Below are 14,756 nucleotides of genomic sequence, written 5' to 3' on the forward strand. Positions count from 1 at the left end.
GCGGGCGCGTGGTGGTGGTCAGGGGGGCGTCTGCGCGCCTCAGCGGGCGGCCTCGGCGCAACGCCGCAGATTGTCCAGGGTGATTGGCAGGCCGTGGTTCAGCCGCCGGATCATCATCGGCCCGATCACCCAGCCCAGCAGGCCCGAGAAGTGCACCCGGTGCGTCACCCGCACCGCGCCACCCACGGGCTGCAGTTCGTGCTCGAAGCGCATGCACAGCAGCGGGATGCGTGCTTCCACGGTGAAGCCGGCATCGGCCTGCACCTGCGTGATCAGCATCGGCACCGTGCGGCCCTGCGTGGGCGTGAGCGAGCCGCGCGTGCCCACCGCAAACGGCCCGGCGATCGACGCCTGCCGCGTGTCAGGGTCCCACAGGTGCCAGCCGGCCACGTTCTCGTAAAGCGCAAAGATGCGCGCGGCAGGGGCCTGGACGGTGATGCTGTGCTCGGTGTGCATGGCGGGCGTGGCAAGGTGGGCATCCGGCCGGACGGTGAGCCGGGCCTGTCATGCTGCCACATGTGGGGGGGGCGGGCCTGGGCGATTGCAACAGCGGCCAGGACGGCCGCGTCCGATCCTGCCTGGCCCAGGCCTTGGGCGGACCTGGCCCTCAGGCCAGGCGCGAGTCCTCGATCACCGTTTGCGGCACGCCCAGTCTGCGGGCCACCTGGCCGGCAATCTGCGCGCCCAGCCACACGCCACCGGTGCGGCCCAGCAGGCGCGGCACCAGGGCGGCCGGGTCGGGCTCGAACTCGTCGCTGCGGGTTTCAGCGTTGCGCCGCGTGAGCCCGTCGAACTGCCAGTGCACACCCAGGTAGACGCGGCTGACCGAGTTGTCGACGATGGCCTGCCACAAGCTCGGGTTGGTCACCGGTCGACGTGGACGCGGCTGTTGGGTGCGCGGGTCGGTGTTGACGCCGTCAAACTCGTCAGAGATGAAGGCCAGCGGCACGTCGTCGGTGCCGTCCGCGTCAAAGCGGGCGAGACCCTTGTGCACCAGGTACAGCCGCAGCACCTGGAACGCCGCCGCACCAAAGGTGGCATGGCCCGACGGATAGGCCGGAAAGTCGGGTGTGAGTGCCAGTCCGCGCTTGTTGGTGTCGGGCCTGCCCAGCGGAAAGAAGCGCGGGTCGGCCACGCCATTGCCGGCTTCAGCGCGTGGAATGCCCACTGCCGGCCGCCACATCATGTGGGTGGGGGCGTATTTGTAGTACCAGGCGTCGATGCCGGCCTCGGCCATGGCCAGGCCCACGCCGGCGATCAGCTCCAGCTCCTGGGCCAGGGTCAGGCGGGGTGCGGGCGCTGGCGCCTGGGCCAGCCGATCCAGCACGCTCAGCACGGCCTGCATGTAGAGGCGGGGGGGCGTGCCCAGTTTGGGCGGGCCGTCGTAGCCCCAGGCAATGCCGATGAACTCTTCGTCGTCGCTTCGTCCCATGGGTGCCGGGCCGCGGTTGAGGCCACCCTTGGCCTGCACCTTGGCAAAGTCGTCCCGGAAGTGCTGGGTGTCTTCAACCTCGGTGGCTGAGCAGCGCCCCGGTGGCGGCGGAAAGCCGGCCACCCGTTGCGTCAGCAGGTAGTTGACAAAGCCCCAGTCGGCCCCCGCGAAACCCTGCCTGGGTTGATTGGGCGGCGCGGCGTGGGTGTAGGGCAGGCCGGACGGGCTGTACATGTCGCCCGCGGCGAACTGCGCATCGTCGGCGCCCAGGCGGTCGATGGCCCGGCCCACCAAGCGGCCGGCCGTCTCGGCCTTCGAGACCGCGTTCTCCGACAGGCTGTACCCGCTGCTTTGCAGCCAGTACAGCCAGGCCGGATCGAGCAGGGCTGCCTGGTGCGGATAGCGCAGCTTCAGCACCTCGCAGCAAGCGGCGCAGCAGGCCACCTCGAGTTGAGCGGTCGACAGGCCGACCAGCCCCGGCTCGGGTGCCAGCGCCATCAGCGGCGGCAGGCCCGCAGCCAGGGCGTTCACCTCATGGGGCGCGGCCAGGGCCATGCCCATCGCCCGGGCCGAGCGAAACGGCCCGGTCTGGTCACCCGGGGCATCGGTGTGATCCTGTCGAACGCATTCCAGACACATGTCGACCCAGAAGCGGTGGTTCGCGGCAGCAGCCATGGTGTGATCCTTTCGTGGAGAGGGCAGCGGCTGTCCGGCGGCATCGGTGGGCGATGCCTGCGCCCGGCGCGTGACGGCTGCGAGGGCCTTGATGACAAGGTGACCTCAGTCTCGACCTGCGCTAAGGCGAGGACATCGTCAATCTCAAGGAACACTGGCCCCTGCCTGGGGTGCCGTGTGTGGGGGTGGGGGCCGGTGCGATCAGCCCTCGATGTCTTCGTGAAACGCCTGCGCGCCGAGCTTCCAGTAGGCCGAGACGCGCTGGCATTCGCGCGGCACGCCTTTTTCGTGCACGAGCAGGGCGCGGGCCTGGGCCATCACCTGGGCTTCGCCGGCGCACCAGGCAAAGCCTTCGCCGGCCGGCAGGGGCAGGGCGCGCAGGGCCGCCAGCCAGGCCTCGGTGCTGTGCACCCACTGGGTCTGCACCTGGGCGGCGCTGTGCCAGGGGCGCTGATCGGCGGGGCTGGCCACCTGCACCAGCACCAGGGCCTGGGCGCCGGCCGGCAGTTCCTCCAGCCGGCGGTTGATGGCAGGCAGCGCCGTGCTGTCGCCGGCCAGCAGGTGCCAGGCGTAGTCGGTGGGAATGATCATCGAGCCGCGCGGGCCGCCGATGGCCAGGCGCTGGCCCGGCGCGGCCTGGCGTGCCCAGTCGGTGGCGGCGCCCTGCTCGTGCAGCGCGAACTCGATGCTCAGCTCGCGGCGCACCGGGTCGAAGTGGCGCGGCGTGTAGTCGCGGCGCACCGGATCGGCACCGGGCGCGGCATCGAACAGCAGCTTGACATGGTCGTCGAAGGACAGGCTGGTGAAGCCCTCGAGCTCGTCGCCGCCGAAGACGATGCGCACAAAGCCGGGGCCGAGCGGCTGCACCTGGCGCACCTGCAGTTCGCGGCGGCGCAGCTCGTGGCGCACGCGCTGCACGCGGCGGGTGGCGGTGGGGTGGGGCGTGCCGGGGGAGGGGAGAGTGGTCAAGATGGGTGGGTGGATTGGTTGATAATGTCATCCATCATGCGCAAGAAGATTGACCTTGTCAACCAAACGGGTGTGGGTACGGGTACGCGTGCCTGCGCTGTTGGGCCGGCCGCCGAGCCGGCCGCCGAGCCGGCCGTCATGGCCGGCGCACGCGCCTCGGGTGTGACACCTGCGGCACCCGCGGCACCCGCGGCACCCGCGGCACCCGCGGCACCCGCGGCACCTGTGGCACCTGCGGCCCGCGCTGAGCGGGTGGCCCGCGACGGCGATGTGCTCGAGGCCATCCATGGCGTGATGCACCTGGCGCGCGGCCAGCAGCACCGCGCACTGCGCGATGCCGAGCAGACGCTGTCGCCGCTGGAGGGCCGGGTGCTGGGCTTTTTTGCGCGCCACCCCGGCGCCACGCTCAGCGAGCTGGCGGCGCACTCCGAGCGCGACAAGGGCCAGCTGGCCCGCCTGGTGGGGGGGCTGCGTGAGCGTGGCCTGCTGCAGGCCACGCCCGACGAGGCCGACCGCCGCGTGAGCCGCCTGCACCTGGCTGGCCAGGCGCAGGCCCAGCACCAGGCGCTGATGGCCCAGCGCCGGCTGCTGGCCGAGCGCGCGGCGGCCGGGCTCAGCGCCACCGAGCGGCGCCAGCTGCTGGCGCTGCTGGCCAAGGTGCGCGCGGCCCTGGCGCCACCGGCTTGAGGCCGCCGCCGGCCTGATGCCCGCGCCACGGCCGGGCCGGCCGCGCCGCGATCACCAAAAGGCATCGCGCCCCGGATCGGGTAACCGCCGCGCAAAGAGCCAGCAAAGTTGTTTGCGGATAGTGCGCTGGCTGCCTGCCAGCGCGGCAGGGCCCGCGCCGTCGGCTGGCGGGCTTGTCGCGTGTGCGGCATCACCAACCCGAGGTTTGCGCATGTTTTTCCGATTTTTTGCCTGGCTGGCGCTGTGCTCGGCCGGCCTGCTGGCGGCCGGCGGCGGCGGCAGTGACAGCAGCACCGCCACCAGCACCACCGACACGGCGCCCGTCATCAGCAGCCAGCCCGCCTCGCTGAGCGTGGTGGCCGGCGCCAGCGCCAGCTTCAGCGTGGTGGCCACCGGCAGCGGCACGCTCAGCTACCAGTGGCGCAAGGGCGGCAGTGCGATCAGCGGCGCCACCGCCAGCAGCTACAGCCTGGCCAGCACCGGCACGGCCGATGCGGGCAGCTTTGACGTGGTGGTGAGCAACAGCGCCGGCTCGGTCACCAGCGCGGTGGCCACGCTCACGGTCACCGGCAGCAGCGGGGTCACGGCGCCGGCCATCAGCACCCAGCCGGTCGCGCAATCGGTGAGCGTGGGCGCCAGCGCCACGTTCAGCGTGGTGGCCAGTGGCAGCACGCCGCTCAGCTACCAGTGGCTCAAGGACGGCAGCGCGATCGCCAATGCCACCGCCAGCAGCTACACGCTGGCCAGCGTGGCCAGCAGCGATGCCGGCAGCTACTCGGTCACGGTCAGCAACTCGGCGGGCAGCGTCAGCAGCGATGCCGCCAGCTTGTCGGTCAGCAGCGCCAGCAGCGGCAGCAGTGCGCTCACGGCTGAGGTGGTGAGCCTGGCCCAGGCCTTCGCGGCCACGCTCAGCAGCAGCCAGCAGAGCACGGTGCAAAAGAGCTGGAGCCTGGCCACCGCGCGCCAGTGGTCCAACCTGCCGGCCGCCATGGTGTCGCGCAACGGCCTGGCCTGGAGCAGCCTGAGCAGCGCGCAGCAGACGGCGGCGCGTGCGCTGATCCTCAAGGCGCTGGGCAGCAGCGGCAATGCGCTGCACCTGGGCCTGCAGGCCGCCGACGATGCGCTGGTCAGCCAGTACGGCGCCGGCAGCGGCACCTATGGCAGTGGCCACTACTACATCGCCTTCATCGGCACGCCCAGCAACACCGACTTCTGGCTGCTGCAGCTCACCGGGCACCACCTCACCTTCAACATCGCCTTCAACGGCAGCGTCAAGTCGCCCACGCCGCTGTTCCTGGGCGTGGAGCCCAAGGGCGCCTTCACGCTGAACGGCAGCAGCTACGACCCGATGGCCGCGCAGCGCACGGCGGCGGCCGACCTGGGCGCCACGCTCACCGGCTACAGCGCCGCGGCGCTCAGCGGCACCTACAGCGATCTGCTGTTCGGCGCCAACGGGTCGGGCGGCATCGACGGCACCTATCCCAAGAGCTACCCCACCGGCACCACCGGCCGCGGCGTGGCCTACTCGGCGCTCAGCAGCACCGACCAGGCCAAGGTGCAGGCCCTGGTGCGCGCCTATGTGGCCACCCAGGCCACCGAGTACGCCGACGAGCTGCTGGCGGCCTACCTGTCCGACAGCGCGCTGGCGGCCACCTATGTGGCCTACGCCGGCGCCGGCAACGTCACCAGCAGCGGCAGCTACCTGCGGGTGGACGGCCCGCGGGTGTGGATCGAGTTCTCGGTGCAGCGCGGCGTGATCGTCAGCAGCGACATCCACTTCCACACCATCTGGCGCGACAAGACCGGCGACTACGGCGGCAGGTTTTGACGCCCCCCCGAAGCGCCAGCGGCGCCTGCCCCGCGGGTGGGCGCCGCCGGTGGCCCGGCCCGGTGGGGTTCACGCCGGCCGCAGCGTGGGTGCGGTGGATCGCGGCGGCTTTGTCGCTGTGGGCCACGTTGGCCGGTGCCCACCCGATGCCCGAAAGCCGGGTGTGGATCGACACCCGGCCCGGTGGCCTGCACCTGCTGCTGCAGCTGCCGCTGAACCGGCTCGAGTTCGCCTACGGCCAGCCGCTGATCGACCAGCCGGCCACGGTGCTGGCGCGCCACGGCGAGGGCCTGTCGCGCTACCTGTTGCAGCATGTGGGCGCGCGCTCGGGCGCGGTGGGCTGGCAGGTGCTGCGGCCGCAACTGCGCGTGGTGGGCAGCGATGGCGCAGCCGAGCTGGAAGCCGAGATCGATCTGCGCGCGCCGCCGGGCGGTGATGCGCGCCAGCTCACCTTGCTGTACGACGCCGTGACCCACGAGGTGCGCACCCACCGCGTGCTGGTGGCCTTGCGCAACGACTGGGCCGGCGGCCAGGTGGGCCAGCCACCGCGGCCGCTGGGCGAGTTGAGGCATGGCCACCAGCAGCTGGAACTGGCGCTGGCGCCGGCCTCGGTGGCCGCCGGCCTGTGGCAGCTGGCCGGCGACGGCGCACAGCACATCGCCACCGGCAGCGATCACCTGATGTTTCTGCTGCTGCTGATGCTGGTGGCGCCGCTCACGCTGGCGCCCGGCACGCGGCGGGCCTGGGGCGGCGTGCAGCCGGCGCCGGCCGCCTGGCGGCGCACGGCGCTGCTGGTGACGGCCTTCACCGTGGGCCACACCGTCACCCTGGTGCTGGGCAGCAGCGGCCTGCTGCGCCCGCCGGTACAGGCGGTGGAGGTGGCCGTGGCGCTGACCATTGCGGTGGCCGCGCTGCATGCCGGGCGGCCGCTGTTTGCGCGCGCCGATGCGGCCATGGCGCTGGGCTTCGGCCTGATCCATGGCCTGGCCTTCTCGGCCAGCCTGTCGGGCGCCGGGCTCACCGCGCTGCAGCACGGCCTGGCGCTGCTGGCCTTCAACGCGGGCATCGAGGCCATGCAGCTGCTGCTGGTGCTGGCCGTGCTGCCGCCGCTGCTGTGGCTGGCGCAGCGCCAGCCCCGCGCCAGCGCCTGGCTGCGCCGCGCGGTGGCCGCGGCCGCCTGCGCCCTGGCGCTGTGGTGGGTGATCGAGCGCCTGGGCCTGCTGCCGGCGGCCTGGCTGGCCTGACACGGCCTGGACGAAGCGGCCGCCCAGGCCCATGGGCCGCGCGCGGCTGGCCGTGCGGGCGGCGCTTCGTGCAGCGCTTCGTGCAGGGCTGCGGATCGGGTGGGCAAGCCCGCCATCGGCCGGTTCGGCGCCCGCCGATACACTTGAGGGTTGCCCTGTACCCCCCGTGTTGACCCCTGACCCCGAGGTTTTGCCATGCCCGCCTACCGCTCCAAGACGTCCACCGCCGGCCGCAACATGGCCGGCGCACGCTCGCTGTGGCGTGCCACCGGCATGAAGGACGACGACTTCAGCAAGCCCATCATCGCCATCGCCAACAGCTTCACGCAGTTCGTGCCCGGCCATGTGCACCTGAAGGATCTGGGCCAGCTGGTGGCGCGCGAGATCGAGCGTGCCGGCGGCGTGGCCAAGGAGTTCAACACCATCGCCGTGGACGACGGCATCGCCATGGGCCATGACGGCATGCTGTACTCGCTGCCCAGCCGCGACATCATTGCCGACAGCGTGGAGTACATGGTCAACGCGCACTGCGCCGATGCCATCGTGTGCATCAGCAACTGCGACAAGATCACCCCCGGCATGCTGATGGCCGCGATGCGCCTGAACATCCCGGTGGTGTTCGTCTCGGGCGGGCCCATGGAGGCCGGCAAGGCCAAGCTGGCCGTGCCGGGCACGCAGACCGTGCAGATCAAGAAGCTCGATCTGATCGACGCCATGGTGATGGCCGCCGACAGCAAGGTCAGCGATGCCGACGTGGCCGAGGTCGAGCGCAGCGCCTGCCCCACCTGCGGCAGCTGTTCGGGCATGTTCACCGCCAACAGCATGAACTGCCTGACCGAGGCCCTGGGCCTGAGCCTGCCCGGCAACGGCACCGTGGTGGCCACCCACGCCGACCGCGAGCAGCTGTTCTTGCGCGCCGGCCGCGTGGCGGTGGATCTGTGCCGGCGCTACTACGAGCAGGACGACGCCAGCATCCTGCCGCGCAGCATCGGCAAGAAGGCCTTCGAGAACGCGATGACGCTCGACATCGCGATGGGCGGCAGCACCAACACCATCCTGCACATCCTGGCCGCGGCCCAGGAGGCCGGCATCGATTTCGACATGACCGACATCGACCGCCTCAGCCGCGCCGTGCCGCAGCTGTGCAAGGTGGCGCCCAACACCAACAAGTACCACATCGAGGATGTGCACCGCGCCGGCGGCATCATGGCCATCCTGGGCGAGCTGGCGCGTGCCGGCAAGCTGCACCTGGATGTGCCCACCGTGCACACGCCCACGCTGGGCCAGGCGCTGCAGGAGTGGGACATCACCACCAGCACCAGCGAAGCGGTGAAGACCTTCTACATGGCCGGCCCGGCCGGCATCCCCACCCAGGTGGCCTTCAGCCAGGCCACCCGCTGGCCCAGCCTGGACACCGACCGCGCCGAGGGCTGCATCCGCAGCGTCGAGCACGCCTTCAGCCAGGAAGGCGGCCTGGCCGTGCTGCGCGGCAACATCGCGCAGGACGGCTGCGTGGTCAAGACCGCCGGCGTGGACGACAGTCTGCTGGTGTTTGAAGGCCCGGCCCATGTGGTGGAAAGCCAGGACGAGGCCGTGGCCCACATCCTGGACGATCAGGTGAAGGCGGGGGATGTGGTGGTGGTGCGCTATGAAGGCCCCAAGGGCGGCCCCGGCATGCAGGAGATGCTCTACCCCACCAGCTACATCAAGAGCAAGGGCCTGGGCAAGGCCTGCGCGCTGCTGACCGACGGCCGCTTCTCGGGCGGCACCTCGGGCCTCTCCATCGGCCACTGCTCGCCCGAAGCCGCCGCCGGCGGCAACATCGGCCTGGTGCGCAATGGCGACCGCATCCGCATCGACATCCCCAAGCGCACGGTCGACGTGCTGCTCAGCGATGAAGAGCTGGCCAAGCGCCGCGCCGAGCAGGACGCCAAGGGCTGGAAGCCGGTGCTGCCGCGCCCGCGCAAGGTGAGCGCGGCACTCAAGGCCTATGCGCTGCTGGCCACCAGCGCCGACAAGGGCGCGGTGCGCGACCTGTCGCAGCTGGAAGACTGAGCCCGCTCTTGCGCCCCGCCAGCGTCGGCCCGGGCCGATGCTGACGGGCGCGGGCCTGCCGCTCAGAGAACCCGCAGCACCTCGAACTGCTGCCGGGCTGCAGCGACCTGCATCGACACCTCGTCGCCCTCGCATTTGCCCCACATGGCCCTGCCCAGCGGGGCCTCGCTGCTGATCACCTGAACAAGCTGCGCGTCGCACTCCAGGCTCATGCTGCCGCCCGCCGGGCCAAGAAAAAGCAGTTGCTGCCGGTGGTCGGCGTCGGCCAGGCAGACCAGGGCGCCGAGCTGGATGCCCTTGCTGGCGTCGTAGGGGCCCGGGCGAAACTGGCGCCAATGGGCCATGGCCTGGCGGATGGCCTCGGCGCGACGGGCCTGGCCGCTGGCCAGGTAGGCGGCTTCGAGCCCCAGGGTGTCGTACTTGTTCTCGGCAATGCTTTCTTCGTGGGTGGCCGCTTCATGGGCCACCCGCACGGCCTGCTCGGCCTGCAGCAGGTCTTGGGCGAGCCGATCCAGCACCTGCTGCCGCAGCGTGTTTTTATCCATGATGAAGGCCGGGCATCTTGGGCATCTCGGGCATCTCGGGCAAGCGGGGGGGGGTCAGGCCGCGATTGTGCCGGGCGAGGCGCGCCGCGCGCAGGCCCGCAGCGCCGAGGGCGCGCCCGACAGCGTTTTGGCCGCTGCGGCCCGCGCCGCCTACCCGGCCAGACGGGTGATGGCAGCGCGGCTGCCGGCCAGTTCGCGCAGGCGAAACTTCTGGATCTTGCCGGTGGCCGTCTTGGGCAGCTCGGTGAAGACCACGCGGCGCGGGCACTTGAAGTGCGCCAGGTGCGCGCGGCAGAAGGCGATCAGCGCGGCCTCGTCCAGCGCCTCGCTGGCATCGCGCAGTTCCACGAAGGCGCAGGGCACCTCGCCCCAGCGTTCATCGGCCTGGGCCACCACGGCCGCATGCAGCACGCCGGGGTGCCGGTGCAGCACGTCCTCCACCTCCACCGACGAGATGTTCTCGCCGCCCGAGATGATCACGTCCTTGGCGCGGTCGGTGATCTGCAGGTAGCCGTCGGCGTGCACCACGGCCACGTCGCCGGTGTGAAACCAGCCACCGGCCAGGGCCTGGGCCGTGGCCGCCGGGTTCTTCAGGTAGCCCATCATCACGGTGTTGCTGCGGATCAGCAGCTCGCCGCTGTGGCGGCCGTCGCCGGCCACCGGCACCAGCGTGTCGGGGTGGGCCACCCGGCAGTCTTCCAGCAGGGCTGCGCGCACGCCCTGGCGCGCCTGCAGGCGGGCGAGTTCCGCCGCCGGCCGCTCGGCCCAGGCGGCCTGCCGTGCGCAGCTGATCGAGGTGCCCGAGATCTCGGTGATGCCGAACACATGGTCGATCTCGAAACCCATGGCCTGCACGGCCTGCAGCACCGTGGCCGGCGGGGGCGAGCCGGCGGTGAGCACGCGCACGCGCCGTGGCAGCGGCGGGCGGGCAGCAGCCGGCGTGGCGGCCAGGCCGGCCAGAACGATGGGCGCGGCGCAGAAGTGGTCCACGCCTTGCGCCGCGATGGCCGCGAACACGTTGGCCGGTGTCACCTTGCGCAGGCACACATGGGTGCCGGCGGCGGCGGTGATGGCCCAGGTGAAGCACCAGCCATTGGCGTGGAACATCGGCAGCGTCCACAGGTAGGTGGGGGCCTTGGGCAGGGCCCAGTCGGTCATCTGGGTCAGTGCCATCAGGTAGGTGCCGCGGTGGCTGGGCACCACGCCCTTGGGGTCGCCGGTGGTGCCCGAGGTGTAGTTCAGCGCAATCGGCTGCCACTCGTCGTCGGGCCACACGCCGGCAAAGGCCGGGTCGCCGGTCTGCAGCAGGGCCTCGTAGTCCATGTCGCCAAGGGCGGCGTGTTCGGGGTCGTCGGGGGCCAGTGCGTCGTCGATGTCGATCACCCGCGGCGGCGGCTGCAGCCCGGCCAGCGCGCGCCGGGCCAGGCCGGCGAACTCTCGGTCCACCAGCAGCACGCGGCACTCGCCGTGGCGCAGGATGAAGGCGATGCCCTGCGCATCCAGCCGGCAGTTGATGGCATTGAGCACGGCACCCGACAGCGGCACGCCGAAGTGCGCCTCCAGCATGGCCGGCGTGTTGGGCGCCAGCACCGACACCGTGTCGCCCGGCCGCACGCCCAGGCCCACCAGGCCCGAGGCCAGGCGCATGCAGCGCTCGCGCGTCTGCGACCAGGTTTGCCGCAGCGCGCCGTGCACGATGGCCACGCGATCGGGATACACATCGGCCGTGCGGCCCAGGAAGCGCAGCGGGGTCAGCGGCAGATGGTTGGCCGCGCTGCGCTCGAGGCCGCGGGCGTAGGGCGAGGTGTCGGGCAGGCTCATGGCAGGTTCTTTCGGGCGCTTTGCAGGCATTGGGCGGGCGTCAGGGCAGGGGCACCGGCCCGCTGCCCTCGTCGTCATGGAAGTGCGTGAAGCCGGCCACCGGCTCGCGCGGGCTCACCAGTGCGTTCTCGGGCCGGCTGGGGTCGGCATAGCCCAGGCTCATGCCGCACACCAGGCGCTGGGTGTCGGGCAGGCCCAGTTGCTGCGCCACGATGTGGTGGAAGGGCGTGAACGCCACCTGCGGGCAGGTGTCGAGCCCGCGTGCGCGGGCGGCCACCATCAGGCTTTGCAGGAACATGCCGTAGTCGATCAGGCTGCCCTGGGCCAGCGCCGCATGCACGGTGAAGATCAGGCCCGCCGGTGCGTCAAAGAAGCGGTAGTTGCGCGCATGCTGGGCATGCATGCGGGCCTTGTCGTCACGCGTGATGCCGAGCAGTCCGTAGAGCTGCCAGCCCAGCTGGCGCCGCCGTTCCAGAAAGGGCGAGACCCAGTGCGCCGGGTAGTAGGGGTAGGGCTCCTGCAGCCCGGCCAGCGTTGCGGGGTCGTCGTGGGCACGCAGGATGGCCGCGCTCAGGCGCTGCTGGGCCGCACCGGTGAGCACATGCACCTGCCAGGGCTGCATGTTGACGCCCGAGGCGCTGTGCCGGGCCACGTCCAGGATCTCGAGCAGCAGAGCGCGCGGCACCGGGGTGGGCAGAAAGGCGCGGATGGCGCGGCGCGAGACGATGGCCCAGTCCACCGCGGCGGGCAGCTGGCTTTCGGGCACGGGAGGTGGCAGCAGGCGGTTCATGGGCCGCGATGCTGTCGCGCCGCGGCGCGGCCGGCTGTTCGTTCGACGACATTCCGGCCCCAGGTATGTCCCGCCACGCGCTGCGGCGCCGGCTGGCCAGAATGGCGGCATGTCCGAGCCCTGCCTGATCGACTTTCTCGAGGCCTCGCCCTGGCGCACCTGCCTGGGTGATGCGCAGATGGACCGGGTGCATGCCGATTCCAGCCTGCGCGGCTTTGCCGCCGGCTCCACGGTGTGCCTGCGCGGCTCGCCGGCCATGCACTGGCTGGGCGTGGCGGACGGCATGCTGAAGGTCGACACCATCGCCGCCGATGGCCGCAGCACCACCTTTGCCGGCGTGCCTGCCGGTGCCTGGTTCGGTGAAGGCGCGGCCCTGAAGGGCGAGCCGCGGCCCTATGCGGTGGTGGCGCTGCGCCACAGCCAGGTGGCCTTCATCCCGCGCGCCACCTTTCTTTGGCTGATCGACGACAGCCAGGCCTTCAGCCGCTGGGTGATCGACCAGCTCAACGCCCGGCTGGGTCACTACGTGGCCCTGGTGGAGAGCTTCCGGCTGCGCGACCTGACCACGCGCGTGGCCTACAGCCTGGCCGAGCTGTACAACCCGCAGCTCTACCCGGGCACGCGGCGCGAGCTGGTGATCTCGCAGGAGGAGATCGCCCGCCTGTGCGGGCTGTCGCGGCCCAACCTGAACCGCGAGCTGCACCGGCTGGAGGAGGCCGGCTACCTGCGCATCGGCTACGGCGCCATCGAGGTGCTGGATCTCGACGGGCTGCAGCGGTTTTCGCGCAGCGGGTAGCAAGCGCCCGCGGGTTTACGCCTGCGCGCGCTAGGGGGCGGCATGCGTGCTGCGTACAAGGCAGTGCGAGCCCCGGGTTTCTAGACTGCGGCGGCCCTGGCGCGGCTTGCGCCCCGGGCGGTTTGTCACTACCCGAGGAGTCCCACATGAACCCCAAGCTCTTGCCGCAACGCGCCCTGCGCGCGCTGGCCTTGCCGGCCGCCGCCGCGCTGCTGTCGGGCGCCGCCCTGGCGCAGATCGGCCCGGCCCCCACGTCGTCCAGCCTCAACGCCACGGCCGGCTCGTTTGCCGTGTCCACCAGCAATGTGTCGCTGCCGCGCGGCTTCGGCGGCGGCACCATCTACTACCCCAGCACCGCCGGCCGCTACGGCCTGGTGGCCATCAGCCCCGGCTTCACGGCCACCGAGTCCAGCATCGCCTGGCTGGGCCGGCGCCTGGCCACGCACGGGCTGGTGGTGATCACCATCAACACCAACACCACGCTCGACCAGCCGGGCAGCCGGGCCACGCAGCTGATGGCCGCGCTGAGCCATGTGGTCAACAACGCCAGCAGCACGGTGCGCAGCCGCGTCGACAGCACGCGCCAGGCGGTGGCCGGGCACTCGATGGGCGGTGGCGGCGCGCTGATCGCGGCCGAGGACAACCCCACGCTGAAGGCCGCGCTGCCGCTGACGCCGTGGAACACCACCACCAGCTTCACCCGCGTGCGCGTGCCCACGCTGATCGTTGGTGCCGATGGCGACACCGTGGCCTCGGTGGCGGCGCATGCGCGGCCGTTCTATGCCAGCCTGCCGGCCACCACGCCCAAGGCCTATGCCGAGCTCAACGGCGCCAGCCACTTCACGCCCAACAGCACCAACACGCCCATCGGCCGCTATGGCGTGGCCTGGATGAAGCGCTTCGTGGATGCCGACACGCGCTACTCGCCGTTCTTGTGCGGCGCACCGCACGACAGCTATGCCACGCGCACGCTGTTCGACCGCTACGACAAGAACTGCCCGTACTGAGCCACCGGAGCCCGGCATGCCGACATCGCACACCGCATCACCGCGCCGCATCGGCGGCCGGGCCCTGGGCGCCGCACTGGCCGCGGCGGCCCTGCTGGCCTGGTGGGCCTGGCCCGGGCCCGCGCCTGCACCGCCAGCCCCGGTGATGGCGCCCGGCGCTGCGGCGCCAGGCGCGGCAGCCTTTCCGTGGGCCAGCACACCGCAGGCGGTGCTGGCGCCGGATGGCGCCCAGGCGGGGGCCGTGCCGGCGCAGGCGCCGCTGGCGGCCGCGCCCGCGGGCCTGGCGCTGCCGGCCGGGCCGGGCCTGGCGCCGCAACAGGGCGTGTTTCGCACCGATGCGCAGGGCCGCCTGCAAGTGGATGCCGGGCTGCGCCAGCGCACCGAGCACCTGCTGGCCCTGCACGATGGCGACGCGCTGGCCACGCGGCTCGAGGCCGAGCTGGGTGCCTTGCCGGCCGCGGCCGCGGCACAGGCGCGCGAGCTGGTGGGCCAGTTCCAGGCCTACCAGTCGGCGCAGCGCGCGGCCTATCCGCCCGGGCAGGCACCGCTGGTGCCCGAGGAGGGCCTGGCCCAGCTGGCGGCGCTGCAGGCCATGCGCGCCGGCCACTTTGGCGCCGCTGCCGCGCAGCGGATGTTTGCCGCCGACGATGCCGTCACCCACCGCCTGCTGACGCTGATGCGCGACGAGTCGTCGGCGCTGCTGAGCATGGAGCAAAAGGCCATGCGCGCGCAGGCGCGCTACGACATCGAGCGCGGCGCCGCGCGGCCCTGATCCGCCGCCCGCGGCGGCGCACCGCGGCGCCCGGCGGTGCATCGTGCGCGCCACGCGGCGCAGACTGTTGCAACTTCGCGCAAGGGCCAGCGCGCCCTCGCGTCAACCCGCGTTGACGGCGTTGCGGGCCTGGCC

General features: G+C 72.0%; 13 protein-coding genes. 7 read left to right on the forward strand and 6 right to left on the reverse strand.

Going from position 1 to position 14,756, the window contains the following annotated elements; all coding sequences use genetic code 11:
- Positions 1-39: 39 nt before the first annotated feature.
- The 3 genes from N4G63_RS22820 to N4G63_RS22830 form a co-directional block, all read right to left on the reverse strand.
- A complete protein-coding gene (locus N4G63_RS22820) occupies positions 40-456 on the reverse strand; it encodes an SRPBCC family protein (RefSeq protein WP_260789921.1) in 417 nt (138 codons plus the stop codon).
- Between the two features lie 151 nt (positions 457-607).
- Positions 608-2,107 carry a vanadium-dependent haloperoxidase gene (locus N4G63_RS22825; protein WP_314600357.1) on the reverse strand — a complete coding sequence of 500 codons (1,500 nt, stop codon included), beginning with the start codon at positions 2,105-2,107 and terminating at the stop codon, positions 608-610.
- A gap of 201 nt (positions 2,108-2,308) precedes the next feature.
- Positions 2,309-3,076, reverse strand: a complete 768-nt coding sequence (locus N4G63_RS22830) for a siderophore-interacting protein (RefSeq protein WP_260789924.1) — start codon at positions 3,074-3,076, stop codon at positions 2,309-2,311.
- Positions 3,077-3,214: 138 nt separating this feature from the next.
- On the opposite strand from N4G63_RS22830, the gene N4G63_RS22835 reads away from it, so the two are divergent.
- From N4G63_RS22835 to ilvD, 4 genes are all read left to right on the forward strand, one after another.
- Positions 3,215-3,763 carry a MarR family winged helix-turn-helix transcriptional regulator gene (locus N4G63_RS22835; protein WP_260789925.1) on the forward strand — a complete coding sequence of 183 codons (549 nt, stop codon included), beginning with the start codon at positions 3,215-3,217 and terminating at the stop codon, positions 3,761-3,763.
- A gap of 211 nt (positions 3,764-3,974) precedes the next feature.
- The gene (locus tag N4G63_RS22840) at positions 3,975-5,591 is read left to right on the forward strand and encodes a DUF3500 domain-containing protein (RefSeq protein ID WP_314600358.1); all 1,617 of its coding nucleotides are present in this window, start codon (positions 3,975-3,977) and stop codon (positions 5,589-5,591) included.
- Positions 5,592-5,737: 146 nt separating this feature from the next.
- Entirely contained in the window at positions 5,738-6,835 is a 1,098-nt protein-coding gene (locus N4G63_RS22845) for a HupE/UreJ family protein (RefSeq protein WP_260789927.1), read from the forward strand.
- A gap of 195 nt (positions 6,836-7,030) precedes the next feature.
- A complete protein-coding gene (ilvD, locus tag N4G63_RS22850; RefSeq protein ID WP_260789928.1) occupies positions 7,031-8,890 on the forward strand; it encodes a dihydroxy-acid dehydratase in 1,860 nt (619 codons plus the stop codon).
- A gap of 62 nt (positions 8,891-8,952) precedes the next feature.
- On the opposite strand, the gene N4G63_RS22855 is transcribed toward ilvD, so the two are convergent.
- From N4G63_RS22855 to N4G63_RS22865, 3 genes are all read right to left on the reverse strand, one after another.
- A complete protein-coding gene (locus tag N4G63_RS22855) occupies positions 8,953-9,435 on the reverse strand; it encodes a GreA/GreB family elongation factor (protein WP_260789929.1) in 483 nt (160 codons plus the stop codon).
- Between the two features lie 150 nt (positions 9,436-9,585).
- Complete coding sequence (locus N4G63_RS22860; protein WP_260789930.1) at positions 9,586-11,256, reverse strand: AMP-binding protein; 1,671 nt, start codon at positions 11,254-11,256, stop codon at positions 9,586-9,588.
- Positions 11,257-11,296: 40 nt separating this feature from the next.
- Complete coding sequence (locus N4G63_RS22865) at positions 11,297-12,046, reverse strand: nitroreductase (RefSeq protein WP_260789931.1); 750 nt, start codon at positions 12,044-12,046, stop codon at positions 11,297-11,299.
- A gap of 109 nt (positions 12,047-12,155) precedes the next feature.
- On the opposite strand from N4G63_RS22865, the gene N4G63_RS22870 reads away from it, so the two are divergent.
- From N4G63_RS22870 to N4G63_RS22880, 3 genes are all read left to right on the forward strand, one after another.
- The gene (locus tag N4G63_RS22870) at positions 12,156-12,842 is read left to right on the forward strand and encodes a Crp/Fnr family transcriptional regulator (RefSeq protein ID WP_260789932.1); all 687 of its coding nucleotides are present in this window, start codon (positions 12,156-12,158) and stop codon (positions 12,840-12,842) included.
- A 146-nt stretch (positions 12,843-12,988) separates the two neighbouring features.
- The gene (locus tag N4G63_RS22875; protein ID WP_260789933.1) at positions 12,989-13,849 is read left to right on the forward strand and encodes an alpha/beta hydrolase family protein; all 861 of its coding nucleotides are present in this window, start codon (positions 12,989-12,991) and stop codon (positions 13,847-13,849) included.
- 16 nt (positions 13,850-13,865) lie between these two features.
- Positions 13,866-14,621 carry a hypothetical protein gene (locus tag N4G63_RS22880; protein WP_260789934.1) on the forward strand — a complete coding sequence of 252 codons (756 nt, stop codon included), beginning with the start codon at positions 13,866-13,868 and terminating at the stop codon, positions 14,619-14,621.
- Positions 14,622-14,756: the final 135 nt, after the last annotated feature.

Source organism: Aquabacterium sp. OR-4 (assembly GCF_025290835.2).
Classification (GTDB): domain Bacteria; phylum Pseudomonadota; class Gammaproteobacteria; order Burkholderiales; family Burkholderiaceae_C; genus Pseudaquabacterium.

What these genes read in the sequence shown, in the direction of transcription:
- ilvD (WP_260789928.1), top strand. Translation starts at nt 7,031, where the DNA reads ATGCCCGCCTACCGCTCCAAGACGTCCACCGCCGGCCGCAACATGGCC.
- N4G63_RS22875 (WP_260789933.1), top strand. Translation starts at nt 12,989, where the DNA reads ATGAACCCCAAGCTCTTGCCGCAACGCGCCCTGCGCGCGCTGGCCTTG.
- N4G63_RS22860 (WP_260789930.1), bottom strand. Translation starts at nt 11,256, where the DNA reads ATGAGCCTGCCCGACACCTCGCCCTACGCCCGCGGCCTCGAGCGCAGC.
- N4G63_RS22880 (WP_260789934.1), top strand. Translation starts at nt 13,866, where the DNA reads ATGCCGACATCGCACACCGCATCACCGCGCCGCATCGGCGGCCGGGCC.
- N4G63_RS22835 (WP_260789925.1), top strand. Translation starts at nt 3,215, where the DNA reads ATGGCCGGCGCACGCGCCTCGGGTGTGACACCTGCGGCACCCGCGGCA.
- N4G63_RS22870 (WP_260789932.1), top strand. Translation starts at nt 12,156, where the DNA reads ATGTCCGAGCCCTGCCTGATCGACTTTCTCGAGGCCTCGCCCTGGCGC.
- N4G63_RS22865 (WP_260789931.1), bottom strand. Translation starts at nt 12,046, where the DNA reads ATGAACCGCCTGCTGCCACCTCCCGTGCCCGAAAGCCAGCTGCCCGCC.
- N4G63_RS22820 (WP_260789921.1), bottom strand. Translation starts at nt 456, where the DNA reads ATGCACACCGAGCACAGCATCACCGTCCAGGCCCCTGCCGCGCGCATC.
- N4G63_RS22840 (WP_314600358.1), top strand. Translation starts at nt 3,975, where the DNA reads ATGTTTTTCCGATTTTTTGCCTGGCTGGCGCTGTGCTCGGCCGGCCTG.
- N4G63_RS22845 (WP_260789927.1), top strand. Translation starts at nt 5,738, where the DNA reads ATGCCCGAAAGCCGGGTGTGGATCGACACCCGGCCCGGTGGCCTGCAC.
- N4G63_RS22825 (WP_314600357.1), bottom strand. Translation starts at nt 2,107, where the DNA reads ATGGCTGCTGCCGCGAACCACCGCTTCTGGGTCGACATGTGTCTGGAA.
- N4G63_RS22855 (WP_260789929.1), bottom strand. Translation starts at nt 9,435, where the DNA reads ATGGATAAAAACACGCTGCGGCAGCAGGTGCTGGATCGGCTCGCCCAA.